Below are 22,045 nucleotides of genomic sequence, written 5' to 3'. Positions count from 1 at the left end.
AAGGCGCCCTTTTTCATACTGTCTGTCTGGCCTAATTACTGTTTTTGGCTAAGCGCCCGTACTTTATAAAGTCTTGTGTAATTAGTGCTGCTTCTTCAAGGAATGGGTCAAAGTCATCCAACACATCCGGTGCATCATCAACATCTTTGACTGGCTCTAAACCTAGACGTTTTAAGCGCTCATTTGTTCTTGCAAGCGACTGAGACTCACGCTCATCACGTTGTGCAAGGCGGTCTTTTTCATTCAATGAAATGAAATTTTTATCCTTTTCTTCTTTGTATGTTTGGATGTCTTGAAGCACATAACTAAATTCAGGCTCCGCCGCCACACGCTGGTTGTGCGCCTGACTCAAGAACGATATTGTTTCATCCAAACTATCTACCATGGCATATTTCGCGCGAATTATGCTATCCCAAGGTAATGCGTTATCTTCTTGGCTCTCACCCCACTCCGCAGGCTCTATTGGTGATGGCAACTTAATGTCTGGAATAACACCTTTGTGCTGTGTGCTGCCTCCATCTATGCGATAGAACTTCGCAATAGTGTATTGCACACTACCTAACTTATTGTCATACAAGTCATAGTTACGACCTAAACCACGGTGCTGCTGAACAGTGCCCTTACCAAAGGTTTGCTCACCGATAATGACTGCTCGACCATAGTCTTGCATCGCCGCGGCAAAGATTTCTGATGCTGATGCACTGTATCTATCTACGAGCACTGTTAGTGGGCCGTCGTAATAGGTTACACCATCTGTGTCTTGTTGCTGTTCAATACGGCCATTAAGTGTGTGTATTTGCACCACTGGCCCTTGGTCTATGAACAATCCAGTGAGCTTTGTCGCTTCATATAGCGAACCACCACCGTTTTGACGTAGGTCGATGATCACGCCATCAACTTTTTGCTCTTTCAGCTTAGCAAGTTCAACTTTGACGTCTTCAGAGAGGTTGTTGTAAAAGCCTGGAATTTCAATGACACCAATTTTGCTGGTTAAATCTGAGTAGCTTGCTTCAAAGACCTCTGATTTTGCCGCTCGGTCTTCTAAACGCACTTTGTCGCGAGTAATTTCAACAATTTTCGGGCTGCCGTGGTCGTCTTTACCTTCAAGGTATTGCAGGCGAACAATCGTTCCTTTTGGACCTTTGATGAGGTCAACTACGTCGTCTAATCGCCAACCGATAACGTCAACAAAGTCATTATCGCCCTGTGCTACGCCAATAATACGATCGTCAGGTTCAATTGTTTCAGTCTTATCCGCTGGGCCACCTGGCACCAATGAGCGAATGACTGTGTAATCTTCGTCGTAGCTAAGTACAGCGCCGATACCCTCAAGCTCGAGGTCCATGTCCATTTTGAACTGCTCTGCACGACGAGGTGATAGGTAAGAAGTGTGCGCTTCGATAGAGCGTGCAAACGCATTCATAATAATCTGAAAGGCGTCTTCACTCTTTGTTTGTACTAGTCGCTTAAGGGTATAGGTGTAGCGCTTTTCAAGCACTTCTTTGATGCCTTCCCAATCTTTACCAGTTAATTTCAAACGTAGCGCATCATACTTCACCTTCTGGCGCCACAGCTCATTGAGCTCGGCTTCAGTTGTTGCATATGGAGCATCTTCACGTTCGAAAAAGTATTTGTCTTCTTTTGTGAAATCAAATGGCTTCTCTAGTAAAGAAAGAGAGTAATCATAGCGTTCAAAACGGCGCTTCATGCTCAAGTTAAACAACTCGTACGCGAAGTCGAGTTTGCCAGATTTCAGCGCATTATCGAACTTGTCACGGTACTGCTCGAATTGAGCAACATCAGAGGCAAGGAAAATACTGCGATTATAATCTAATGACTCGACATAGCGTTCGAACATTTGCTCAGCAAGTTCGTCATTAAAACGAATAGGTTTGTAGTGTGCACGGGTAAAGAGGTTAGTCACTCGCTTACTTGCGGTGCTGTGCTGCGATTCTTGTTGCAACACAGGCAAATCAGCAATGGTTACCTTATCTACAGAGGCTAAGGTTGATGTTGCAACAAGTGCTGCAACGAGAGGAATGAGTGAAAACGTCTTACTCATGCACGACTCCTTTTCTAAACTAGGTATAAGCTGTCTGCTTTGGTTTTAACCTGCATACCTGTCACTAGTTCAACATGGATCTCGTCTTTGTTGACTTCAGTGATAGTGCCGTTAACCAGTGCTTGACCTAATTTTACTTTTACTTTGGTATTAGCCTTGACCTTGTCGCTTGGTAAAGGTTCAACTTTATTACTACGACGTGGTTGTTCTACTGGCGCTTTTTTGACTTTAGCGCCTTTTGGTGCAGGTTTACCACTGCCCTGAGGACGTTTTTTGTAACCCTTTGTGTCACCGTCTCTAGCTGGACGCGCTGGCTTCTTTCGTTTCGCCATTTTGGCACGGCTTTGCTCAAGCGCTGTTTGAGCATGGTCAATATGCTCTTGTTCAACCTTTTCTGCTTGATTGCCGTCAAGGTCAACACGGAATTCGTTTTTCACCACAGCTTCAAGATAACGCCAGTTAGAAGTGTACTTTCTAAGTGCTTGACGAACTTGCGTTTTGCTGACTTTTTCATTGCCATCAATACGCTCTGCGATGTCTTTAAAGATACCTACTTTGAGAGGTTTGATACCTTCTTTTTGTTTGAAACAGTTTGGAAATTCTTCATAAAGAAATGCCAATACTTCATTAATGTCTTTTAGCTTGTTTGTGGTTTCCATTTCTAAACCTTAATTTACATCAGCTCATCTTGAGCAGAGTCTATATAGTGTTCAACCCAGTCTAGTAGCTCTTCGGGCTCCGCATCTATTAATGCAAGATCGCCACGAAGGTGTTCCCAAATACCAGTGATGATACTGTCGATATGATCGCAACCAAGATCATCGGGCAGGCGCTCCCAAGCGTGGTGAATGAGTTCGTTTAAACGCTCACATACCAGCTCTTCATCCCCTTCCCAATCACCCACGTCTACAATCGAAAATAGGTAATCATGTACGCTTAGTAGATCTTTCATGCAATGTGCTTTTCTAAACAACGAACTAGGTTTTCTAGACCGGCTTGGTCTGCTTCATCAAAGCGCCCGACACTTGGACTGTCGATGTCTAAAACGCCTATTGCTTCGCCGTTTTTCTTAACCACGATAACAATTTCTGAATTAGACGCAGCATCACATGCGATGTGTCCTTCAAACTGATGCACATCAAAAACAAGTTGAGTTTTATCTTCGGCTACAGCACTGCCGCATACACCTTTGCCTACTTCAATGCGCACGCAGGCAGGTTTGCCTTGGAATGGGCCAAGCACGAGTTGCTCTGGCGATTCCAGTAGGTAAAAACCAGCCCAATTAATATCCTCAAGGGACATATATAACAACGCACTGATGTTAGCTAAATTTGCAATTAAATTAGGCTCATCGGCAATTAAGGCTTGTGCTTGCTCTGTCAAAGAGCGATAAAAATCTTCTTTGCTCATCAAATACTACTTCACATAGAATACGCAGTGTTTAAGGTACTCTTTGTAGCGCGCAAATGAAACCTTTTCGAGGGAAAAAATTGGCATCAAAGCACTAAAAGTGGCTAGTTGATTAAAATTAAGGCATTACAGCGTAATTTCGCGGTTGACTCGCCTCAACCCAAAGAGAAAAAGACCACTTCCAAGGGCTGCCATAACGGCATTAACAATCAATAGAAATCCCACACTTGCACCAAGTAAATAACTAAAAAAAGCGCCCCCAACCAAACCTAGGGTAAGCACTCCGCTATAGTGGACTTTTTGGTATTTGAACATCAGTAAGTAGCTAGGAACCACAAACAGTGCCATGGATAAGCCAACAATATGTGCATTTGCTAGTGCCGAAAGTAAAACACTGAAAAATATCTGCGAACCATTTTGATCGGCCCCGAGGGCATAATAGATGCCTATACAGACACCAATAATTACAGGGGCAAGAAGTGAATATAAAACTGCTTTAGCGAGTTTGTGCTTCATGTTGGAACTCTCTCTTATTATCACATATCGATACTAGGCCATCTTTGTCTTTGAGGTATGCATTTTGCTCCAATCAAAGATCAACACACCTTAGAGTCGCAGAAAGAGAATCAAATACCAAACTGGACCTTAGTCTAATAACAAGGCAAATGCGTGGGTGAAGGATAAAGAATTACAACAGCAAAAAGGGGCTTACTCGATGAGTAAGCCCCTTCTTATGTGGCGGAGAGATAGGGATTTGAACCCTAGATACGCTATTAACGTATGCCGGTTTTCAAGACCGGTGCTTTCAACCACTCAGCCATCTCTCCAATACGGTTGTTTAGATGATGTTTCACCTAAACTGAATTTAGTGGCGGAGAGATAGGGATTTGAACCCTAGATACGCTATTAACGTATGCCGGTTTTCAAGACCGGTGCTTTCAACCACTCAGCCATCTCTCCGCAGCGGTGCGAATATTAGATAAATGAATTGCGTTTGTGAAGTGTTATTTTGAATTTTTTGTTTAAACGCTTAATTTTTGTCTAGTTTGTTTGTTTTTAGATCGATTTTGCGATTTTATAGCGTATTGAAAGTGAAAGGTTTGCCCATATTTATAAGTCTTGATAGTCTTAATCTCGGATACACCGAAGTATTCGGGGATTGATTAACTTAAAGGAGTTTCACAATGGCGTTTAACAATTCGTACAGCTCGGCTCAGCCGGTGATGTCGACCATTGAAACAAACAAAGTATTAAAAAACACATATTTCTTACTGGCGATGACACTTGCCTTTAGTGCGGTGACAGCTGGTATTTCAATGGCGATTAACCCTCCGTTCTTTACGGGGCTTATTTGCTCATTGGTCGCCTTTGGTATGCTTTTCATTATTAACAAGAAAGCGGAAACAGCCTCGGGTGTACTTTGGGTGTTCGCTTTCACAGGTGTTTTAGGTTTCGGCCTAGGCCCGCTTCTTAACCACTATGTAGCGATGGCAAACGGCCCAATGCTTATCATGCAAGCACTTGGCTCAACAGCGCTAATATTTTTTGGTTTGTCTGCTTACGCGCTAACCACTAAAAAAGACTTCTCATTCATGGGTGGCTTCTTAACGGTGGGCTTGATTGCAGTAATCGTCATTAGCATCGTAAACATCTTTATCGGCAGCTCAGTTATGTTTATGGCACTTAATGCTGCTGTAGTACTCATCATGTCTGGCCTTATATTGTTTGATACCAGCCGCATTATTAATGGTGGCGAGACTAACTATGTACGCGCAACAGTTGGTCTTTATTTGAATATTTATAACCTATTCACATCTTTGCTTCACCTTCTTGGCGCAGCGGATGACTAATCCACAGGATTTGCTAGAATAAGCCCCATTAATTGGGGCTTTTTTTTGGATTGAATTTGGCAAACTTTGTACTTTCTTTACATAGCTCACCTAGCGATGTCTGCACCTTACAGGCACTTTATCGCTTTAGCCAAAGCGTAATAGCAGCAGGACATCAAATTTCCTGCATATTTTTATATCAAGATGGCGTATATCATGCCTGCGATAACTTTGATGTAAGCAATGACGAGTTTAACCCAGAGAATATATGGTCGCGCATCTTTGATTTAAATATCGACGTGCAAGTGTGTATCACTGCTGCGGGAAAACGTGGCATAGCGATAGATGATAGCAGCGCATTTAATGTCTCCGGCCTAGCTGAATTTGCCATGCTGACGAGTGCTGCCGACAAGTGGGTGCAGTTCAAATGAGAAAGATATTAGTCATTAGTAAAGAGGCGCCCTACTACCACCAAAGCTTAAAAGAAGCGTTGGATATGGTGCTCATTTTTGCCGCTATCGACCAACAAGTAAGTTGGTTAATTGAAAACGACGCAGTGCTGGCATTAACACCGAGTCAATCACCAAAGCAACTGGGCCATAAAGATTTTACCAAAGCGATTAAGATGCTTGAACTTTATGACGTTGACCAAGTGTATGTATGCACTGATGCTCTGACTATGCATGGCCTTCAAAGCGAGGAGCTGCTGATTGATGTTCACAAAGCAACAAGCATACAAAAGCAAGAATTGATTTCTCAAGCTGACTATGTGGTGGTTATATAACGATGAATACGCTTTTTATAATCAGTCGACCAGTGACTCATAGCACTGATCTGCACAACAAACTTGGCAACGATGACGCGCTGCTCCTTCGTGCCGATGCTTGTTATAATGCCGATGCATTTTGCAAATTTAACGTGCCTATATATGCACTAGAGGAAGACGTCATAGGCAGAGGCGCGCAACCTAGAGCTTCGAAAGTACAGCTAATTAGCGATGAAAAGTGGGTAGAGTTGACATTGACCTACACACGATGTGTGAGTGAATAATGATTGAATTTAACGGACAGCAGTTAGAAACAGATAAAGAAGGTTACTTATTAGATAGCACTCAATGGTCAAAGGAGCTTGCTCCTGTTATCGCACAGGGTGAAAACATTTCGCTATCAGATGCCCACTGGGAGGTGATCATGTTTGTGCGTGATTTCTATGAAGAGTTTGATACTAGCCCTGCTATTCGTATGCTGGTAAAAGCGATGGCAAAAAAGCTAGGGGAAGACAAAGGTAACAGTAAATACCTATACAAACTATTCCCTAAAGGCCCAGCCAAGCAAGCGACTAAAATCGCTGGGCTACCAAAGCCAGCACGCTGTATCTAATACCCATTGAATGAAATAAGGCGCCAGATGGCGCCTTCTTTCATATTGCCTAAGATATTACTTAGTATATGCACGAGGCATATCTGACTCAGTCGTATAACGCTCACGCAACTTATCATGGCGTGAATCAGTGGACACTTCCACACCGTCTATCCATACCTTTTCAAGCTTTGTGCTAATTTCAAAAGGATCTGCGCTCCATAGTGCCATATCAGCTGCATTACCAACAGCAATTGCACCGGCATTGATATTAAACACCTCTGCCACATTACTACTGATAGCAGCTAATGCGCCCTCAGGGCTCATGCCATATGAAACGGCATTACCGGCATCAAAACGAAGTTGATACAGATTATGCGCGCTGTCACCGGCGATGGTTAGAATAACTTTAACACCAGCTTTTTCAAGCTTGCCCGCATTCGCTAAATCAGCATGCATAGAGTCAAAGTTGCCAGGCAAGTTATCCATTGCGCTGATAATTACAGGTGTACCCGTTGCTGCAAGTTTATCCGCAATAAGTACTGCATCCTGTGCACCAGCAAATACCATTTCAACATCGTACTTGGCTTTGAGTTTGAGCAACTCAAGCATGTCAGACGCACGAGACACGCTGATCAGAAGCGGGATTTCCTTAGCGAAAACACCTTCGAGAATTTTATCCTCAGGCTTAGCTTTGTCGTCGTCTTTCTTCTCTTTATTTTTGAATGCGTCTAGCTTGTCGTCTAATTGCGCTAATGACAAAGCACGTGAACCTTCACGCTTCGCACCCAAATCTACAGCAAGCGCAACATGCTTTTGAGCAACACTGTCAAACTCACCGCTCAGTGACACAACCGCCGCCATGCCATCAAAAATACCTTCGCTACCGCTTGGAGTGATCACATCTTTAGTGACACCGCCCTTACGAGCGTATGGGATTAAAGACGAACGAGGGTTAAATGCTGAACTTGGGTCAAAGGTAATTGACGCTTTTTTATCAGCACCGTCACGAGACTCTGCCACAGCACCTACTTCGACTAAGCCAAGTTGGTTTCGTGAACCAATAAAACCAGGTGTTAAGACCTTGCCTTGAGCGTCAACTATCACATCTGCGTTAACTTGGTCCGGGTTGATAGCTGTTATTTTGCCATTTTCAATAATCACTGAAGCATTACTAAGCGTGCCCAGCTCTGTTGCGGTATGAATAGTAGCGTTCGTAATTGCCATTGTTTGTGCTGCAACCGATGAGCTCATCGCTAGGGCTGCGGCAACTGATGTTAGTGTAAACAGTTTCATCCTTATTCTCCTTAGCGTTGGCCTAACATAAAATCACTTTGAGCTTGGTATTTTTCGTCGTTGCGGTCATATACTTTTGCACCGTCAATGAACACCTGCTCAGCTTTGGCGTAAACGCTAAATGGACTGTTATTCCAAATGACGATATCTGCTTGCTTACCCGCAGTGAGTGAACCCGTCTTGTCATCGATACCCAAAGACTTTGCTGCGTTTGACGTAATCCACTTGATAGCGTGAGCTTCGTCAATATCAAAGCCGTTTTCATTTGCACGATACATGACTTTCGCCGCTTCTTGGTTAAGACGCTGAATAGTTGTATCCGAGTCCGAGTGAACAACTGCACATGAATTCTTTACTGCATCCACGATGGCGATATTTTCTTGCACCATGTCATAGGCTTCCATTTTAAAGCCCCACCAATCTGGCCACAGTGCTGCGCAGTTACCATTCTCAGCTAGCAGATCGGCCACTTTATAGGCTTCGATACCATGATGGAATGTGCCAGCGTGATAACCAAATTCTTTTGACAGGTCTATCATCATTGCCATTTCCTCTGCTTTGTAGCAGTGGTTATGGATGAGTATCTCGCCATCTAATACGCCTCGTAGCGTATCTAACTGAATATCACGTTTAGGGGCATCAACATTTTTACCCGCTTCATAGTCTGCCTCGTATTGCTCCCAAGCACGCTTGTACTCTGTTGCCTCAGACCATGCTTTGCGGTAGCCCGCCATGTTACCCATACGTGTTGATGGTAAAACTCCTTTGCTGCCATACACGCGCTTAGGGTTTTCACCACAGGCCATTTTTAGACCATACGGCGCGTCTGGAAACTTCATAGCTTGCATAGTGTGAGCAGGAACATTCTTCAATGTGACGCTGCGCCCGCCAATGAGGTTTGCTGAACCTGGCAGAATTTGTAAACTGGTGATACCGCCCTCACGTGCACGGTTGAAGCCCGGATCCTGAGGCCATACTGAGTGCTCAACCCATACTTCAGACGTAACCGGCCCGGTCATTTCATTACCATCTTGGTGAGAAGCAACCGACGGGCTTGGGTAAGCACCTAAGTGTGAATGCACATCGATAATACCTGGGGTGATCCATTTACCTTGCGCGTCAATCGTCACATCAGCATTGACTTGCAAATCTTCGCCTACTTGCTGGACTTTGCCATCAACCACATATACATCACCATTATCAATACGCTGGCCATCACCCACTAAAACGGTGGCATTGGTAAACAGTGTGCTTTGTCTCGGTAACGGCTGATATGTACTAGGGTAAGGGTTTTTGTTTATTGTTACTTTTTCGCCTTGAGGGCCCTCTTGTTGGCACCCCGCAAGTGCAATAGCCATGGCCAATACACTCAGGCTTGATGTTGTTTTTAGCATTGTTTGCATCACTCCTTTTTTGTTTACTGTAACTAATCCGGTACGTAATTGCGACGAAATAAGGTTAACCTACGGTAAATTAAGACAAACGCTATTAATAGAGTAATAACACAGGATTTCGCTAACATATTTCTCGTTTTCAGAAGCAAATGTTACATGTTACGTAACAAACCTCACAGCTATGGGGTACAAAATCCCCAATGAACAAAAAACAAATTTTTTTTGCGTTTTTTTTGGGTATTTTTGTAAACAATAACGGACCATTAATTAATTGAAATCAGTACCTTACGTTTATATATTCACAACTGACATACCTTCTTACATTTGGACTTATTCTGTTCATGCCGTAACAACAAAGAGCGTACATACTTAATGAGCACCCAACGCACCGTTAAGGAGAAACTCATGAAACGCACAACTCTGTTAAGCTCAGCTGGCGCTGTTATATTAGGCGCTCTATCAATGAATGTATCAGCAGACGAACAACGCTTTGTTGCTGCCGATAATTCTGTTGGCACTCAGTTATGCATGGCGATTACAAAAGACAGTCCGCTTAAATTGAAAAAAGCAATGGACTATCATCGCGCAAGAACTCATCTTGTTGTGAATGATTTACAGTGTAACGACCTCACTGTTCGTCAATTTGCAAGTTTATATGGATTCGAACGCAGTATGAAACGTTTGAACATCACTCCACTTACAGAAACATCAATCCGTGACCTAGCGAAGGTTCATGGCGACAAACTCAACGTAGTGGTTGGTTCAAAATAACAGAATCACTTGCTAAAAAGCCCGCCCAAGCGGGCTTTTTTGTGTGTGGTTATAAATAGTGAGCAAGTAAGCCAAAGGCAGCACCAAACACGCCTCCCCAAACAACGAGCCACCCCAAATGCTTCCTAATCATTGTTTGTATAATCTCTTTAACCATTGCAGGTGTGAGTTCTGCCAATCGCTCATCAACAAGCACGAGTACTTGCTGCCGTAGCGTATCATTTGCGGTGATATGTTGGGCAAGGAGGGTTTGAGTATGCTCATTAGACACAATATCAACCATTGCCACTCGCATTTTTTGAGAAAATGGTTCCCGCATCGGCTCTAGTGCAGCTGAGCCACCAAACATAGCCAACATCGAACCGAATTGCGATTGCTCTATTACATCCACTAAGCGGTCAAATGCGGGCGACATGTCTAACTGCGATATAACAGGAGCAAAATCTATGTGCGCTTCTGTATCACTTACTTTTGCGAGATTCTCTTGAGTAAGAAACTGATTAACGACTAACTCTTTGATACCGGTTTTAAAGGTTTCAAATTTCAATTGAATAACACCCGAGCCATAAAGAAAAGGAACTCGTTCAAACAGCATATGCACTGCAAGCCAATTTGTTAGTGCCCCCGACAAAGCGAATAACCCCATGGTTAATAAAAGTGGCAATTGCACATACCAACCAATTAAGGTTGCGCTAAACGCCACCAATGAAGTAATGCTACTTTTATTCACAAGTGGTAACTCCAATTCATGTCATACATACGGCAGTTATTTTAACTTTTACGTGACACTGTACAATGAAAATTTTGCAGTGAATCAGAACTTTGCCATACTTGTTGTACCTAAGAAATTTATATCTTTGCTATTATGTGGAATGCCCTAGCTCAGTCTCTTAGCGATACCCTTAATGCGCCGTTTGATATCAAAGTTAAACAGCACCTTCGCCACTCGTCTGCGGATCACTTTTATAGAATCTCCGATGGTAACCAGCAATACTTCGTTAAGGTCGCCCCCTTAAGTGCGCTAGAACGATTTGAATGTGAGGCGCAAGACCTTGCACTGCTCACCAGAGAATCCCTGTTTATGGTGCCTGATTGTCTTCTCACCGGGACCTCAGTGGAGTATTGCTTTAATGTCCTAGAGTGGTTAGATCTTGATGCCAATGAGTCACATAACTGGTCACAAATGGGTGAGTACCTCGCACTTATGCATAGCAAACACGAACAAGGTATGTTTGGCAACGAGCAAGAAAACTACATTGGCATTACCGTGCAGCCCAATCAGTGGCATAAAAAGTGGGATGTGTTTTTTAGTGAAGAGCGTATCGGTTGGCAACTTCAGTTGTTAGCAGAAAAAGGCTTTGTGTTGTGTGATATCGATAGTTTTGTAGACTACGTAAAACAAGCGCTGCATCACCATCATATAAAACCTAGCTTGCTACATGGTGATTTATGGCGAGGAAATGCAGGGTTTCACAACGGCGTTCCCTGCTTTTTTGACCCTGCGTGTTACTACGGTGACAGAGAAGTAGACATCGCCATGACCAAGTTATTTGGTACTTTCCCATCCACCTTCTACGATGCATATCAACATCATTACCCGTTGCAATATGGCTTTGAACAACGAGAAGCCATATATAATCTCTATCATTTATTGAATCATGCAAATATTTTTGCGGGCCAATACCTTGCTCAAGCAAAAGAAACGATTGATAACCTTTTGAAATGATTGACGTAGATTTTTCGCTAGCCGATACACTGTGTTTGCAAACAAACTTGTACCCATTTAAATTACATTTATATGGGTAGATACGCGCAATTATAACTATACTTGTAGGGAAGTCATTTGATTGTCATACGAGGTAGTTATGAAAGACTACAGCATGCAAAGAATACTTTGTCCGCACTGCGGACATCATACGTTTGTAGACGTCGATACCAGTTCTGGTGATCAGGACTACTACGAGGACTGCTCTGCTTGTTGCAACCCCATTCATGTCAACATGCATATCGACAGAGCATTTAATACTGTAGAACTTAGAATCGACGCAGACGACGAACAAATTTTCTAGTTGTAGTTGTTTTGTTGCATATAACGCTGCACCGTCTGAACTATGGTATAGGTCTGCTGATCAACTTCAATATTCAATAATGCTCCCGGTTGTACTTGACCGATATTCGTAATAGCTAAGGTTTCTGGTATCAAGTGCAGCCAAAAGCCGTGAGGTGTCACTTCTCCCACTGTCAAACTTGCACCGTTAACACATACAAAGCCTTTGTAGAGCACGTAATCGCGCCATTTTGCTGGCAACTGCAAATGAATCTTACAGTTATCCTCGTCATCAATACGCTCCAGCACTGCACTCGTGCAATGAATATGACCAGACACCACATGCCCACCTAGTTCAGTGCCGATGGTAACTGAACGCTCAAAATTTACTGCATGACCAGCTTGTAGCTGACCTAGATTGGTCAACCCCAGCGTTTCATCTATTACATCAAAGTGCACTTGGCCCACTACATCGGTATTACTTACCTCGACCTTAACAACCGTCAAGCAGCAGCCATTAATGGCAATACTAGCACCTAAATCTAGGTGATTAAGATATTCTTTGTTGACTGATATTACGAGGCGTTGCACACCCTCGCTCATTTTTACCGCAACCACATGAGCTTGACACTGTACAATTCCAGTAAACATCGCTTTTCCTTTTTATGTTCTAGGCAACCAGATAGAATGACGCTTTATATTATATGATGTCCTTTCACTTATGAAGTTTTGTACATGGGAAGCGAACAGGTTAATTCGCCTCGCCGTCCCTGTCTTTTTTGCACAAGTCACACTTGTACTGATGTCAGTTGTCGACACCATTATGGCCGGCCAAGTCAGTGCGACTGACTTGGCAGCATTGTCGATCGCGACCGGATTATGGAACCCCGTAATTTTTGCATTATTGGGGATCCTCATGGCTCTGACATCCTTGGTTGCTCATAGTTTTGGCGCAAATAAGCACTCAGAGATAGCCTCTCATTTCCAACAAAGTAGCTATTTAGCCCTCGCTTTATTGGTTTGCGGTATTGTATTCGCATATTTTGCCGATGTTGTTATCAATTTTCTCGATACCACAGTAGCAGTTAAGTCTCTGGCTGTTGACTACATCACTTATGTGCAATTTGGCTTACCCGGATTGCTTTTATACTCTTTGCTACGTAATGTCGCTGAAGGCAAGGCATACACAACCCCTGCTCTTTACATATCAATTATTGGCTTATTAATTAATATCCCTGCTAACTACGTGTTTATATACGGTAAACTTGGGTTTCCAGCATTAGGGGGCGCTGGCTGCGGGGTTGCAACCGCGGTGGTCATGACTGCAATGGGTTTATCTTTGTTAGTTTATAGTTTTTTGAGTAAACGCCTTGATGGTAGAGGCCTTTTTAGAAACTATGCGCCATTTAGCGCCAAGGCTGTGCTCATTCAAGTCAAACTTGGGATCCCTATCTCATTAGCAATATTCTTCGAAGTCACCCTATTTGCGTGTATTCCTTTGTTTATCGCTACCTTAGGCACTATTGCAGTAGCAGGGCATCAAGTTGCAGCTTCAGTTACCACGTTACTGTTTATGTTTCCATATAGCCTCTCGATGGCGGTTGCTATACGCTTTGGGAATTTGTTCGGCCAACAGGACTATGTGGCGCTAAAACGCTGCATGAGCACAAGTTTTATACTCGCTTTGTTGGTTGCAGTTTTTGTCGCAGCGCTGACCTATCTATTACGGTTAGAAATCAGCGCACTTTACACTGATAACCCCGAAGTCATCGCACTGGCAACCAGCATTATAGTGCTGGCCTGTTTTTATCAGCTCCCTGATGCACTCCAGGTTGTATGCAGCGGCATGTTACGCGGTATTAAGCACACCACGCCAATTTCTTATATCACTTTCATATCATATTGGCTGATCGGCTTTGTGCTCGGTTACGTTTTAGGAAGAACAGATCTGATTGTCGAAGCCATGGGACCCGAAGGGTTTTGGCTTGGCATCATTGTTGGACTATCCTGTGCTGCAGTGATGTTGATTTTTACACTACGGAGAAGACTTGCAAAAGCTCCTTTTCATTTTTAGCGTGCTATTGATGTTAGTGGGTTGCTCTGAGCAGCCCACAGATATTCATAAAGAGTACCGCTCCCGTTTGGCCAAGTTCTTAGAGATAGAAGAATCATACGACGTTACGCTTAGCCCCTTGGACAACTTTGCCACCATCCCAATAGAATCCAACATCACCATTGGGCTAATCGAATTAGGACAACTTAACCATTGTCGCCTTAGCGCACACATTGCCGCGCATAACAATCAGCTTGGAAAGGTGGCGCTGCCGAGTGAGCGATTCAAATACCATATCCGCTTCATTCAACTCGTTGATGCCTGTATAGAGCATCCACAAACAAAGCAACTCAACCAGAGTCTCATCGATACGTTAACTCTCGCCAAACAGAATAAAATCGCACATGCCCATGTCGCCTTTAATAACATGATGGCAGGCGAGGCCGAATTTAAGCGCATGACGCAGCTGTCCACAAAAGAGTTGAACATTGATGAGTATGCTGGCAAGACACAGAGCCTCGAAGCGCTTCGTGCCTTTGCAAATATCGCCGATGACATTGCAAAGAAGCGTTGGCACAACATTGATGTTACTGTGATCACTCCATCATTAGAATCGCTCAGTAACAACGACTATATTCGCAAGCTCATCACGTCCGCACGAGTGCAAATCGCACTTAATCGACATCTGACGCAACAACTCAATACAGTAAACATTATTCAGACTGTGTGCCCGCCCAAACGAAGCACAGACACCGCCACTATATTGCACAACATCTTTAACATGTTCTATATCAATCAACTGCAAGGCTATCAGGCTCAATTATCAGGAGCGTTGCAAGATTTAAATCCCGAACTAAAAAGAGTGTGGCAGTTCTTGAATGAAAACGACGGTCCGAAAAGCGAAGTCATAGGTGTAGGCAAAGAAGCTCAGCTACTTAGCAATTTAAAAACTGCCAGTAAGCAGCACGTTATTTGGTGGCAAAATTTCTACAAACAGTGTGCAATTAGCCCAGTATGAATAAAAAAAAAGCAAACAATCATCAAATTAGCTAATTTGGCTTGCTAAGGGTAAACGCACACTATATATTACTCCGCGTTGCCATTTGAGAATCTTCTCATCACAACAAGCAGTACGACCGTAGCTCAGTTGGTTAGAGCACCACCTTGACATGGTGGGGGTCGGTGGTTCGAATCCACTCGGTCGTACCAATCCTTAAAAATACATCTCGTATTCTGTACGACCGTAGCTCAGTTGGGCAAGGTTGGACCGAAGCACTGCTTCGCAGCCAAACGAGGTGGAGGCAGGACGCCGACAGGGCATTGCTTCATGGATGAATTTAGATAACCTAAAAACTCAGTACGACCGTAGCTCAGTTGGTTAGAGCACTACCTTGACATGGTAGGGGTCGGTGGTTCGAATCCACTCGGTCGTACCAAATTCACCCTTCAAATTCCCAGATACAGATAACATCATTCAATGGTCCAAAACTCGTTTGCCCAATAAAAAAGGCAGAGTGATGTGCCCTGCCTTTTATATGTTCAATTAAAGCTCTTACACTTTAAATTGACTTACTGTGCTATTGAGCGAACCAGCCAAATGATTCAAATCATCCGCCTCTTTCGCTAACACATCAGCGTGATCGGCTGTACTGTTTACCAAATCATTAATGGCATTGAGGCTGGTATTAATATCTTCAGCTACCACGCTTTGCTGCTCTGTGCTGCGGGCAATTTGATAACTTTGGTCTAACACATCAACAACCGCATCATTTATTTGCTGTAATAGCGCCATAACCGCTTCTGTTTGCGTCACTGAACTTTGCGCTTGAGACTGACCTTGCTGCATCATTGCTGAGGCTTGCTCTGCTATTCGCTGCAAGTTAGCAATCATAGTGCGTATTTCGTCTGTAGACTCTTGTGTGCGACTTGCTAATGAGCGTACTTCGTCGGCTACCACGGCAAATCCTCGTCCTTGCTCACCTGCCCTTGCAGCTTCGATTGCTGCATTGAGCGCTAACAAGTTGGTTTGCTCGGCAATGCCATTAATAACATCAACAACCGCGCCGATATTATTGGTTTCTTGTGCTAAGCCTGTGACTACATGGGCCGCATCACCAATGTGGGCAGCAAGCGCTTGCATGACTTGCTGCGATTCGCTTGACTGACTACGCCCTTGTTCACTGATCTGTTGCACTGACGCCGCAGCATCATTGGTATGTTGCGCATTTGATGAGATTTCGTTGACCGTGGCTGCCATTTCAGTGACCGCGGTACTCACACTATCCACTTGCGCCTTTTCTTTTTGAATTTCGTTATTTGTTTTGCCTGATACTTGCTGTAAGTGACTAGCCGCATCACTCAACTGTTGCGCTTGTTGTGCTGTTGTTAGCATTAGCGCTCGCAACTTTTCAATGAAGGTGTTGACGTAATGCGCGAGTTGGCCAACCTCATCAGTACTATTGATATCGATACGTCGAGTTAAGTCGCCTTCACCCGATGCAATATCGCGCATAATTTGAGTCAGTGAGGTGATGGGTTTAGCCACCAAATGCGTTACCCAGAAAATCATTGCGACAATAATTCCCAGTATCAACAATACTGCAGTCGAGGCACTCATAACGGCATCGTTGACCGGCTCTTCAATCAAACTAACGGGAATGAGGATCCCAAGGTGCCATTCAATCATGGGTTTGTCCAAGTGCAGCATATTGAACAAAGCATAATACTCTTGGCCTTTTAACATGACCTTAGCAATACCTTGTTCACTGCTTCGCATTTGTTGTGTGAGGGCATTGAATCCAGAGGTGTCTTTGAACTGTTTTTCCAGCGCACCTAAGTTATCTTTACCGCCATTCTCATCGGTAATAGACAGAGTATGTCCGGTAGATTTGGCTAAGTGAACAACATTAAGCTCACTATCAAGTAAAAAGCCCACTCCTTGTCCTTGGAAGGAAATCTCTTCAACCATGTTCTTAATGGCATTAATTTGTAAATCTACGCCACCAACACCGACAAGTTCACGGCTGTCATTGTAAACAGGTTGCTGAACAACTGCTGACACATCGCCTGTGCTGATATCTACGGAAATATCGCCTACATACAACTTGCCCTTCGCCATGGCTTCTTTCCACCAAGGTCGTTCATACGCAAAGTAAGGTTGCCCATCTGCATACGCCGAAGTGCGTTCATTTTCTTTGAAATATTCACCAGTCTTTGCGGAAGCAAAAAATGCTGACAAGATGTTGCTATCACGGCTACTGATACGCTCAAAGTCCTTATTGATCAGCTGATAACCTGTATTTGTACTCAAGCTAGTACCGCGTTGAGTGTACTGTTCAAAAAATGAGACCAACGATGGATTGGTAATGTAGGTTTCAACCACTCGCCCATACTGTGCAAAGAACGATTCCATTGATAAGCGCTCAGCTTGGAGGTAGTTGTGCGCTTCACGCTCTATACCTTCGCGAGATAATTTAGCAATGTGATTGATGAAAAACGCCGCCAATAAAACCATGAGTAAACTCAGGGTTCCACCAATTAACAGCAGAATTTTTTTACGCAAGGATAGGTTATTAAACATACTCAACCTTTTATTATTATTTTTCTATTTGTATCAAAACATATTCAAAAACATGGTGCTAGCCATAAATGATACAAAAATGAATAAGTGATTAAAAATCAGACTTATGTCTGCATAATGAATTCACATCAGGTTAATTGTGCATCGTTACACTGTCGAAAATGTTATCGACCTATACTCCTTACAACAATGAAACGAGTTTTTGTAACGACCCTACTCATCGCTATAGCGGCATGCCAAACCATACCTGAGAGTGAATCGATGCAGCCTGATTTGCCAGACTCTTTGGCTGATAGCCAGTGCACACAGAATTCATACCTGCAATTAGAACAACGCATTTCAAGCCAAGATAATCTAGGTCATGGTCCGGATATAGGGAGTGTTGAATGGGCCATAAGTATTGAGCACAGAGTGGGAGTGGCGCAAAACACAGATAAACCAGTGCTATTATCTAAGCAATGGTGCGCTTATATGAATGACAAAGTAGCGAAGATGCCGAGCTTTCACTGCAATGCGGTATCTAACCAAGTACAAAAGACTATTTGCAATAATGAGCAGCTCGCTCAATTAGACAAACAACTAGACGTTGTTTACCACGCTGCGTTAAAGACCGTCATCAACAATCAAGAAGTCATTACTCTCAAAGCAACCCAAAGAGGTTGGGCAAAAGGTCGTGATGAATGCTGGAAAGCGCAAAACATCAACCACTGTGTAGAATCTAGCTACCAGCAGCGTATTGATAACTTACGCCTCACATACGATTTATTAAAACCATATAAACAAGAAAGCTATCAATGTGTTGGCCAAACTATAACGGTGCAATATTACGATACTTCCGTGCCCAGAGTAAAAGTCAGTGATGGTATGAATGTTTGGCTCATGCAGCAAATACAAAGTGAAGTGGGCAAGAAATATACGGGCCGCAATGAATCACTGTGGGTTCAAGATGAGCACAGCGCCGTCATGCAATGGAAATATAACGGCCCACGTATTAAATGCGCATTATTATGAGGTGTGAGCTATTTATCTGTCCACACGGCAAATTCGTTACCGCTGGGCTCAATGAAATGAAAGCGGCGACCACCTGGAAATGAAAACACCGCTTTATTCACCACCCCACCGTGCTTCTCTACGGCGCGCTGTGTGATTTCTATATCGCTGCTGTATAAAACTAACAGTGCTCCGCCGTTTGCAGATACACTCGTTTGCTCACTGCGATAGAACCCACCATCGAGGCCTTGCCCAGTGAAACACGTGTAATCAGGCCCGTAATCCGTGAAGTCCCATGCAAATACCGCTGTAAAAAATGCTTTGGTTGCCTCGATGTCCCTTGCACATAACTCAACGTAATTGAGTTTGTTGTGATGTTCATGCATATCCCTGCTCCTTGTTGTTATTTACCAATAACATAGCATAAAAAAAGAGCATCGAATGATGCTCTTTCAAAATCTTTAGTAGCTATCTAGCCTTGATTCTCTATTTTCGCCCATGAATCTCTCAGACCCACGGTTTGATTAAACACAAGGTGCTCGAAGTGATCATCACGACAAAAATACCCTGTACGCTCAAACTGATACCCCACTAACGCTTTTGCATCTGCAAGGCTTGGCTCTAATTTCGCATTCGCAACGATTTGCAGTGACTCTGGATTTAATGCATCAGCGATATCATCTGCAGCGCCCGGATTTGGCACATTAAACAAACGATCATACAAACGCACTTCAGCATCAATACAGTGGCTCGCACTTACCCAGTGAATAACACCTTTTACCTTGCGACCATCGGCTGGGTTTTTACCCAAGGTATCCGCGTCATACGTACAGTAAATGGTTGTAATATTGCCATCTGCATCTTCTTCGATACGTTCAGCTTTAATGACATATGCATTACGCAAGCGCACTTCTTTGCCAAGCACTAAACGCTTAAACTTTTTGTTCGCTTCAACGCGGAAATCATCTTGCTCAATAAATACTTCACGAGTAAATGGCAATTGACGAGAGCCCATTTCTTCCTTGTTAGGATGATTTGGTGCATCAAGCATTTCAACCTGATCTTCTGGGTAGTTTTCAATAACAATACGAACAGGGTCAAGCACGGCCATGGCACGTGCAGCATTATCATTCAAGTCGTCACGGATACACGCCTCTAGCATACCCATCTCTACCAAGTTGTCTTGTTTTGTTACGCCAATGCGCTTACAAAATTCACGGATAGACGCTGGGGTATAACCACGGCGGCGTAGCCCCGCAATAGTTGGCATACGAGGGTCGTCCCACCCGTCCACATGACCATCCACCACTAATTGATTAAGCTTACGCTTACTCATCATGGTGTATTCAAGATTCAAGCGAGAAAACTCTATTTGCTGAGGATGACATTCAATACTGATGTTATCTAACACCCAATCATATAAACGGCGGTTATCTTGGAATTCAAGCGTACATAATGAATGGGTAATACCCTCTAACGCGTCGCTGATACAATGAGTGAAATCATACATCGGATAGATGCACCACTTATCACCCGTTTGGTGGTGATGTGCAAAGCGAATACGATAAATAATCGGATCGCGAAGCACCATAAAGGAGCTGGCCATATCAATCTTGGCACGCAACACACACTCACCTTCTTTGAACTCCCCGTTCTTCATTTTTTCAAACAAAGCGAGGTTTTGTTCGATTGGTGTGTCACGGTAAGGACTGTTTTTACCTGGCTCTTTAAGCGTACCGCGATACTCACGTGCTTGATCTGGCGACAAGAAACATACGTATGCTAGGCCTTTGTTGATAAGTTCAACCGCGTACTCGTAAAGCTTGTCGAAATAGTTTGATGAGTACTGAATGTCACCACTCCATTCAAACCCTAACCACTGCACGTCTTCTTTAATTGAGTTAACGTAATTGATGTCTTCTTTTTCTGGGTTAGTATCGTCAAAACGAAGATTACATTGGCCTTGGTAATCTTGAGCGATACCAAAGTTCAAACAAATTGATTTTGCGTGACCGATATGCAGAAAGCCATTTGGCTCTGGTGGAAAACGGGTGTGTGTTTGTTGGTGTTTACCCGACGCCAAATCTGCATCGATAATATTACGAATAAAGTTCGTTGGGCGATTTTCAATCTCCGCCATTGGGATACTTTCCTCTGAATTCTACGTAGCTCTAAACTACGTCATTATGACAAAATCTGCCGTTAACATACAGCTTTTAGTGGGGTCACACTAGCTTTAATTCAACCTTGTTGCCATCTGGGTCTTGGATGTATAAAGAACGACCAAATCCAGTGGCTCCATATCGTGTTGCAAATGTGAGTTGCTGTGTAATTCCTCGACTACGCAAATGGCGAGACACGGCTTGTTCGTTGGCGGCGTGAATAGCTAAACACACATGGGCCAGTGGCGAACTAGGATAATGGGGTTCTTGCCCCTCATCTATATCGCCATAGACGCTGAGAATATCAATTAACGCGTTACCTGCACGCAACTGATAAAGGCCTTCATTTTCAAGAGTGCGCTCAAGTTCTGCGCCCAGAACATACTGATAAAATTGCAGCAACCTTGGCGTGTTTTTTGTGCGCAACACAATGTGGTCGATTCCGTGTAATTGCACTTTCCCCCCTCCTTTAGTAACTTTTTGATTTTAATAACGCTCTAGGGCGTCATGTCCGCCCAGAAAACAACTCGGTTATAAGAAAGTACGCATTAAAATCTAAGGTTGATTAAGATCAACTATCTCCTATTGTTAACAGGTTAGCTTAGTTTACTAATAAATCTTCGGAGAGTTTTGATATGAGTTTTACACGCGCTGCTGACATTATGACTACTGAACTTATCACGATTAAATCAGACGCAACTCTGCATCAAGCCCATGGGATTATGCGTGAACATAACATCCGTCATATTCCCGTTGTTGATAGCAAGAATATGCTCGTCGGAATGCTTACGCAAAAGGTGATGATTGCACAAGTAATGAAAATCATATCGGTCTATGGCGCATCAGCGCTTGAGACCAAAGAGCAACAAACCCATGTTAGTGAAATTATGGACACTGACTTTGAGTCAGTAGACCCAAATGAACAGCTTGTTGATATTGCGAAGTTTTTTGTTACTAACCGTCATGGCTGTATGCCAGTGATGGATGGCACATCTTTAGTGGGAATATTAACATCATCAGACTTTGTCCGTTTGAGCATAGCGTTATTAGAAAAGTCATAAAACTTTAATCTAGCGCAACAAATGTGACATTG

Annotated in this window: 25 protein-coding genes and 4 tRNA genes; 14 read left to right on the top strand and 15 right to left on the bottom strand. The window is 43.4% G+C overall.

Annotated features, from left to right (window positions below):
* Window positions 1–31: 31 nt before the first annotated feature.
* The 7 genes from prc to AAEU32_RS04595 form a co-directional block, all read right to left on the bottom strand.
* The gene (prc, locus tag AAEU32_RS04625; protein ID WP_421969348.1) at window positions 32–2,062 is read right to left on the bottom strand and encodes a carboxy terminal-processing peptidase; all 2,031 of its coding nucleotides are present in this window, start codon (window positions 2,060–2,062) and stop codon (window positions 32–34) included.
* A gap of 14 nt (window positions 2,063–2,076) precedes the next feature.
* Complete coding sequence (gene proQ / locus AAEU32_RS04620) at window positions 2,077–2,721, bottom strand: RNA chaperone ProQ (RefSeq protein ID WP_421969347.1); 645 nt, start codon at window positions 2,719–2,721, stop codon at window positions 2,077–2,079.
* Window positions 2,722–2,735: 14 nt separating this feature from the next.
* Window positions 2,736–3,014, bottom strand: coding sequence for a hypothetical protein (locus AAEU32_RS04615; protein WP_421969346.1), 279 nt, complete (start codon window positions 3,012–3,014; stop codon window positions 2,736–2,738).
* The gene (locus AAEU32_RS04610) at window positions 3,011–3,472 is read right to left on the bottom strand and encodes a free L-methionine (R)-S-oxide reductase MsrC (RefSeq protein WP_421969345.1); all 462 of its coding nucleotides are present in this window, start codon (window positions 3,470–3,472) and stop codon (window positions 3,011–3,013) included. Before AAEU32_RS04610 ends, AAEU32_RS04615 begins: the two co-directional genes overlap by 4 nt.
* A 126-nt stretch (window positions 3,473–3,598) precedes the next feature.
* Window positions 3,599–3,988 (bottom strand): hypothetical protein, encoded by a 390-nt coding sequence (locus AAEU32_RS04605; RefSeq protein WP_421969344.1) that lies wholly within the window; start codon window positions 3,986–3,988, stop codon window positions 3,599–3,601.
* Window positions 3,989–4,208: 220 nt separating this feature from the next.
* Window positions 4,209–4,299: transfer RNA gene (locus tag AAEU32_RS04600), tRNA-Ser, on the bottom strand.
* A gap of 42 nt (window positions 4,300–4,341) precedes the next feature.
* A tRNA-Ser gene (locus tag AAEU32_RS04595) sits at window positions 4,342–4,432 on the bottom strand.
* A 224-nt stretch (window positions 4,433–4,656) separates the two neighbouring features.
* Here AAEU32_RS04595 and AAEU32_RS04590 point away from each other — a divergent pair.
* From AAEU32_RS04590 to AAEU32_RS04570, 5 genes are read left to right on the top strand one after another with little or no spacing between them, the layout of a single operon-like run.
* The gene (locus AAEU32_RS04590; RefSeq protein WP_421969343.1) at window positions 4,657–5,322 is read left to right on the top strand and encodes a Bax inhibitor-1/YccA family protein; all 666 of its coding nucleotides are present in this window, start codon (window positions 4,657–4,659) and stop codon (window positions 5,320–5,322) included.
* A 56-nt stretch (window positions 5,323–5,378) separates the two neighbouring features.
* Window positions 5,379–5,732, top strand: a complete 354-nt coding sequence (tusD, locus tag AAEU32_RS04585) for a sulfurtransferase complex subunit TusD (protein WP_421969342.1) — start codon at window positions 5,379–5,381, stop codon at window positions 5,730–5,732.
* Window positions 5,729–6,085 (top strand): sulfurtransferase complex subunit TusC, encoded by a 357-nt coding sequence (gene tusC / locus AAEU32_RS04580; protein ID WP_421969341.1) that lies wholly within the window; start codon window positions 5,729–5,731, stop codon window positions 6,083–6,085. Before tusD ends, tusC begins: the two co-directional genes overlap by 4 nt.
* 2 nt (window positions 6,086–6,087) lie before the next feature.
* Window positions 6,088–6,351 carry a DsrH/TusB family sulfur relay protein gene (locus AAEU32_RS04575; RefSeq protein WP_421969340.1) on the top strand — a complete coding sequence of 88 codons (264 nt, stop codon included), beginning with the start codon at window positions 6,088–6,090 and terminating at the stop codon, window positions 6,349–6,351.
* Window positions 6,351–6,680, top strand: a complete 330-nt coding sequence (locus tag AAEU32_RS04570; protein WP_421969339.1) for a TusE/DsrC/DsvC family sulfur relay protein — start codon at window positions 6,351–6,353, stop codon at window positions 6,678–6,680. Before AAEU32_RS04575 ends, AAEU32_RS04570 begins: the two co-directional genes overlap by 1 nt.
* A gap of 57 nt (window positions 6,681–6,737) precedes the next feature.
* On the opposite strand, the gene AAEU32_RS04565 is transcribed toward AAEU32_RS04570, so the two are convergent.
* Window positions 6,738–7,955: an amidohydrolase family protein gene (locus AAEU32_RS04565; protein WP_421969338.1), complete on the bottom strand. Its 1,218-nt coding sequence runs from the start codon at window positions 7,953–7,955 to the stop codon at window positions 6,738–6,740.
* 11 nt (window positions 7,956–7,966) lie between these two features.
* Complete coding sequence (locus AAEU32_RS04560; protein WP_421969337.1) at window positions 7,967–9,349, bottom strand: amidohydrolase; 1,383 nt, start codon at window positions 9,347–9,349, stop codon at window positions 7,967–7,969.
* Between the two features lie 405 nt (window positions 9,350–9,754).
* Here AAEU32_RS04560 and AAEU32_RS04555 point away from each other — a divergent pair, with 405 nt between their 5' ends.
* On the top strand, window positions 9,755–10,120 hold the full coding sequence (locus AAEU32_RS04555; RefSeq protein WP_421969336.1) for a DUF3718 domain-containing protein: 366 nt from the start codon (window positions 9,755–9,757) through the stop codon (window positions 10,118–10,120).
* A gap of 49 nt (window positions 10,121–10,169) precedes the next feature.
* On the opposite strand, the gene AAEU32_RS04550 is transcribed toward AAEU32_RS04555, so the two are convergent.
* Complete coding sequence (locus tag AAEU32_RS04550) at window positions 10,170–10,850, bottom strand: DUF445 domain-containing protein (RefSeq protein ID WP_421969335.1); 681 nt, start codon at window positions 10,848–10,850, stop codon at window positions 10,170–10,172.
* A gap of 135 nt (window positions 10,851–10,985) precedes the next feature.
* Between AAEU32_RS04550 and AAEU32_RS04545 the strand changes: the two genes are divergently transcribed.
* Together AAEU32_RS04545 and AAEU32_RS04540 are read left to right on the top strand one after the other, a co-directional pair.
* Window positions 10,986–11,846 (top strand): fructosamine kinase family protein, encoded by an 861-nt coding sequence (locus tag AAEU32_RS04545; protein WP_421969334.1) that lies wholly within the window; start codon window positions 10,986–10,988, stop codon window positions 11,844–11,846.
* Between the two features lie 139 nt (window positions 11,847–11,985).
* Window positions 11,986–12,189, top strand: a complete 204-nt coding sequence (locus tag AAEU32_RS04540) for a CPXCG motif-containing cysteine-rich protein (RefSeq protein WP_421969333.1) — start codon at window positions 11,986–11,988, stop codon at window positions 12,187–12,189.
* On the opposite strand, the gene AAEU32_RS04535 is transcribed toward AAEU32_RS04540, so the two are convergent.
* Window positions 12,186–12,818 (bottom strand): riboflavin synthase subunit alpha, encoded by a 633-nt coding sequence (locus AAEU32_RS04535; RefSeq protein ID WP_421969332.1) that lies wholly within the window; start codon window positions 12,816–12,818, stop codon window positions 12,186–12,188. The two genes, AAEU32_RS04540 and AAEU32_RS04535, sit on opposite strands and share 4 nt — an antisense overlap.
* A gap of 70 nt (window positions 12,819–12,888) precedes the next feature.
* On the opposite strand from AAEU32_RS04535, the gene AAEU32_RS04530 reads away from it, so the two are divergent.
* The 4 genes from AAEU32_RS04530 (at window position 12,889) to AAEU32_RS04515 (ending at window position 15,656) form a co-directional block, all read left to right on the top strand.
* The gene (locus AAEU32_RS04530; protein ID WP_421969331.1) at window positions 12,889–14,241 is read left to right on the top strand and encodes an MATE family efflux transporter; all 1,353 of its coding nucleotides are present in this window, start codon (window positions 12,889–12,891) and stop codon (window positions 14,239–14,241) included.
* On the top strand, window positions 14,216–15,238 hold the full coding sequence (locus tag AAEU32_RS04525; RefSeq protein ID WP_421969330.1) for a DUF3080 family protein: 1,023 nt from the start codon (window positions 14,216–14,218) through the stop codon (window positions 15,236–15,238). Before AAEU32_RS04530 ends, AAEU32_RS04525 begins: the two co-directional genes overlap by 26 nt.
* A gap of 114 nt (window positions 15,239–15,352) precedes the next feature.
* A tRNA-Val gene (locus AAEU32_RS04520) sits at window positions 15,353–15,429 on the top strand.
* Between the two features lie 150 nt (window positions 15,430–15,579).
* Window positions 15,580–15,656: transfer RNA gene (locus AAEU32_RS04515), tRNA-Val, on the top strand.
* 116 nt (window positions 15,657–15,772) lie between these two features.
* On the opposite strand, the gene AAEU32_RS04510 is transcribed toward AAEU32_RS04515, so the two are convergent.
* Window positions 15,773–17,800: a methyl-accepting chemotaxis protein gene (locus tag AAEU32_RS04510; RefSeq protein WP_421969329.1), complete on the bottom strand. Its 2,028-nt coding sequence runs from the start codon at window positions 17,798–17,800 to the stop codon at window positions 15,773–15,775.
* 189 nt (window positions 17,801–17,989) lie between these two features.
* Between AAEU32_RS04510 and AAEU32_RS04505 the strand changes: the two genes are divergently transcribed.
* Complete coding sequence (locus AAEU32_RS04505) at window positions 17,990–18,811, top strand: MliC family protein (protein ID WP_421969328.1); 822 nt, start codon at window positions 17,990–17,992, stop codon at window positions 18,809–18,811.
* Window positions 18,812–18,819: 8 nt separating this feature from the next.
* Here AAEU32_RS04505 and AAEU32_RS04500 read toward each other — a convergent pair whose 3' ends face one another.
* The 3 genes from AAEU32_RS04500 to AAEU32_RS04490 all read right to left on the bottom strand — a co-directional run bounded on the left by AAEU32_RS04500 (window position 18,820) and on the right by AAEU32_RS04490 (window position 21,408).
* A complete protein-coding gene (locus AAEU32_RS04500; RefSeq protein WP_421969327.1) occupies window positions 18,820–19,176 on the bottom strand; it encodes a VOC family protein in 357 nt (118 codons plus the stop codon).
* Between the two features lie 86 nt (window positions 19,177–19,262).
* Window positions 19,263–20,930 carry a glutamine--tRNA ligase gene (gene glnS / locus AAEU32_RS04495; protein WP_421969326.1) on the bottom strand — a complete coding sequence of 556 codons (1,668 nt, stop codon included), beginning with the start codon at window positions 20,928–20,930 and terminating at the stop codon, window positions 19,263–19,265.
* Window positions 20,931–21,015: 85 nt separating this feature from the next.
* Window positions 21,016–21,408, bottom strand: coding sequence for a VOC family protein (locus AAEU32_RS04490; RefSeq protein ID WP_421969325.1), 393 nt, complete (start codon window positions 21,406–21,408; stop codon window positions 21,016–21,018).
* A 179-nt stretch (window positions 21,409–21,587) separates the two neighbouring features.
* Here AAEU32_RS04490 and AAEU32_RS04485 point away from each other — a divergent pair, with 179 nt between their 5' ends.
* Window positions 21,588–22,013: a CBS domain-containing protein gene (locus AAEU32_RS04485; RefSeq protein ID WP_421969324.1), complete on the top strand. Its 426-nt coding sequence runs from the start codon at window positions 21,588–21,590 to the stop codon at window positions 22,011–22,013.
* Window positions 22,014–22,045: the final 32 nt, after the last annotated feature.

The sequence above is a fragment of the Pseudoalteromonas maris genome, assembly GCF_049257235.1.
Taxonomy (GTDB): domain Bacteria; phylum Pseudomonadota; class Gammaproteobacteria; order Enterobacterales; family Alteromonadaceae; genus Pseudoalteromonas.
Note: the sequence above shows the minus strand (reverse complement) of the source record. Positions and strands in the feature narration are given on the sequence as shown.

Bases quoted from the DNA above. Each gene is read 5' to 3' on its own strand.
- tusC (WP_421969341.1), top strand. From the start codon at position 5,729: ATGAGAAAGATATTAGTCATTAGTAAAGAGGCGCCCTACTACCACCAA.
- AAEU32_RS04500 (WP_421969327.1), bottom strand. From the start codon at position 19,176: ATGCATGAACATCACAACAAACTCAATTACGTTGAGTTATGTGCAAGG.
- AAEU32_RS04505 (WP_421969328.1), top strand. From the start codon at position 17,990: ATGAAACGAGTTTTTGTAACGACCCTACTCATCGCTATAGCGGCATGC.
- AAEU32_RS04590 (WP_421969343.1), top strand. From the start codon at position 4,657: ATGGCGTTTAACAATTCGTACAGCTCGGCTCAGCCGGTGATGTCGACC.
- AAEU32_RS04575 (WP_421969340.1), top strand. From the start codon at position 6,088: ATGAATACGCTTTTTATAATCAGTCGACCAGTGACTCATAGCACTGAT.
- AAEU32_RS04560 (WP_421969337.1), bottom strand. From the start codon at position 9,349: ATGCTAAAAACAACATCAAGCCTGAGTGTATTGGCCATGGCTATTGCA.
- AAEU32_RS04570 (WP_421969339.1), top strand. From the start codon at position 6,351: ATGATTGAATTTAACGGACAGCAGTTAGAAACAGATAAAGAAGGTTAC.
- proQ (WP_421969347.1), bottom strand. From the start codon at position 2,721: ATGGAAACCACAAACAAGCTAAAAGACATTAATGAAGTATTGGCATTT.
- AAEU32_RS04565 (WP_421969338.1), bottom strand. From the start codon at position 7,955: ATGAAACTGTTTACACTAACATCAGTTGCCGCAGCCCTAGCGATGAGC.
- AAEU32_RS04545 (WP_421969334.1), top strand. From the start codon at position 10,986: ATGTGGAATGCCCTAGCTCAGTCTCTTAGCGATACCCTTAATGCGCCG.
- glnS (WP_421969326.1), bottom strand. From the start codon at position 20,930: ATGGCGGAGATTGAAAATCGCCCAACGAACTTTATTCGTAATATTATC.
- AAEU32_RS04510 (WP_421969329.1), bottom strand. From the start codon at position 17,800: ATGTTTAATAACCTATCCTTGCGTAAAAAAATTCTGCTGTTAATTGGT.
- prc (WP_421969348.1), bottom strand. From the start codon at position 2,062: ATGAGTAAGACGTTTTCACTCATTCCTCTCGTTGCAGCACTTGTTGCA.
- AAEU32_RS04535 (WP_421969332.1), bottom strand. From the start codon at position 12,818: ATGTTTACTGGAATTGTACAGTGTCAAGCTCATGTGGTTGCGGTAAAA.
- AAEU32_RS04485 (WP_421969324.1), top strand. From the start codon at position 21,588: ATGAGTTTTACACGCGCTGCTGACATTATGACTACTGAACTTATCACG.
- AAEU32_RS04610 (WP_421969345.1), bottom strand. From the start codon at position 3,472: ATGAGCAAAGAAGATTTTTATCGCTCTTTGACAGAGCAAGCACAAGCC.
- AAEU32_RS04540 (WP_421969333.1), top strand. From the start codon at position 11,986: ATGAAAGACTACAGCATGCAAAGAATACTTTGTCCGCACTGCGGACAT.
- AAEU32_RS04615 (WP_421969346.1), bottom strand. From the start codon at position 3,014: ATGAAAGATCTACTAAGCGTACATGATTACCTATTTTCGATTGTAGAC.
- AAEU32_RS04555 (WP_421969336.1), top strand. From the start codon at position 9,755: ATGAAACGCACAACTCTGTTAAGCTCAGCTGGCGCTGTTATATTAGGC.
- AAEU32_RS04605 (WP_421969344.1), bottom strand. From the start codon at position 3,988: ATGAAGCACAAACTCGCTAAAGCAGTTTTATATTCACTTCTTGCCCCT.
- AAEU32_RS04530 (WP_421969331.1), top strand. From the start codon at position 12,889: ATGAAGTTTTGTACATGGGAAGCGAACAGGTTAATTCGCCTCGCCGTC.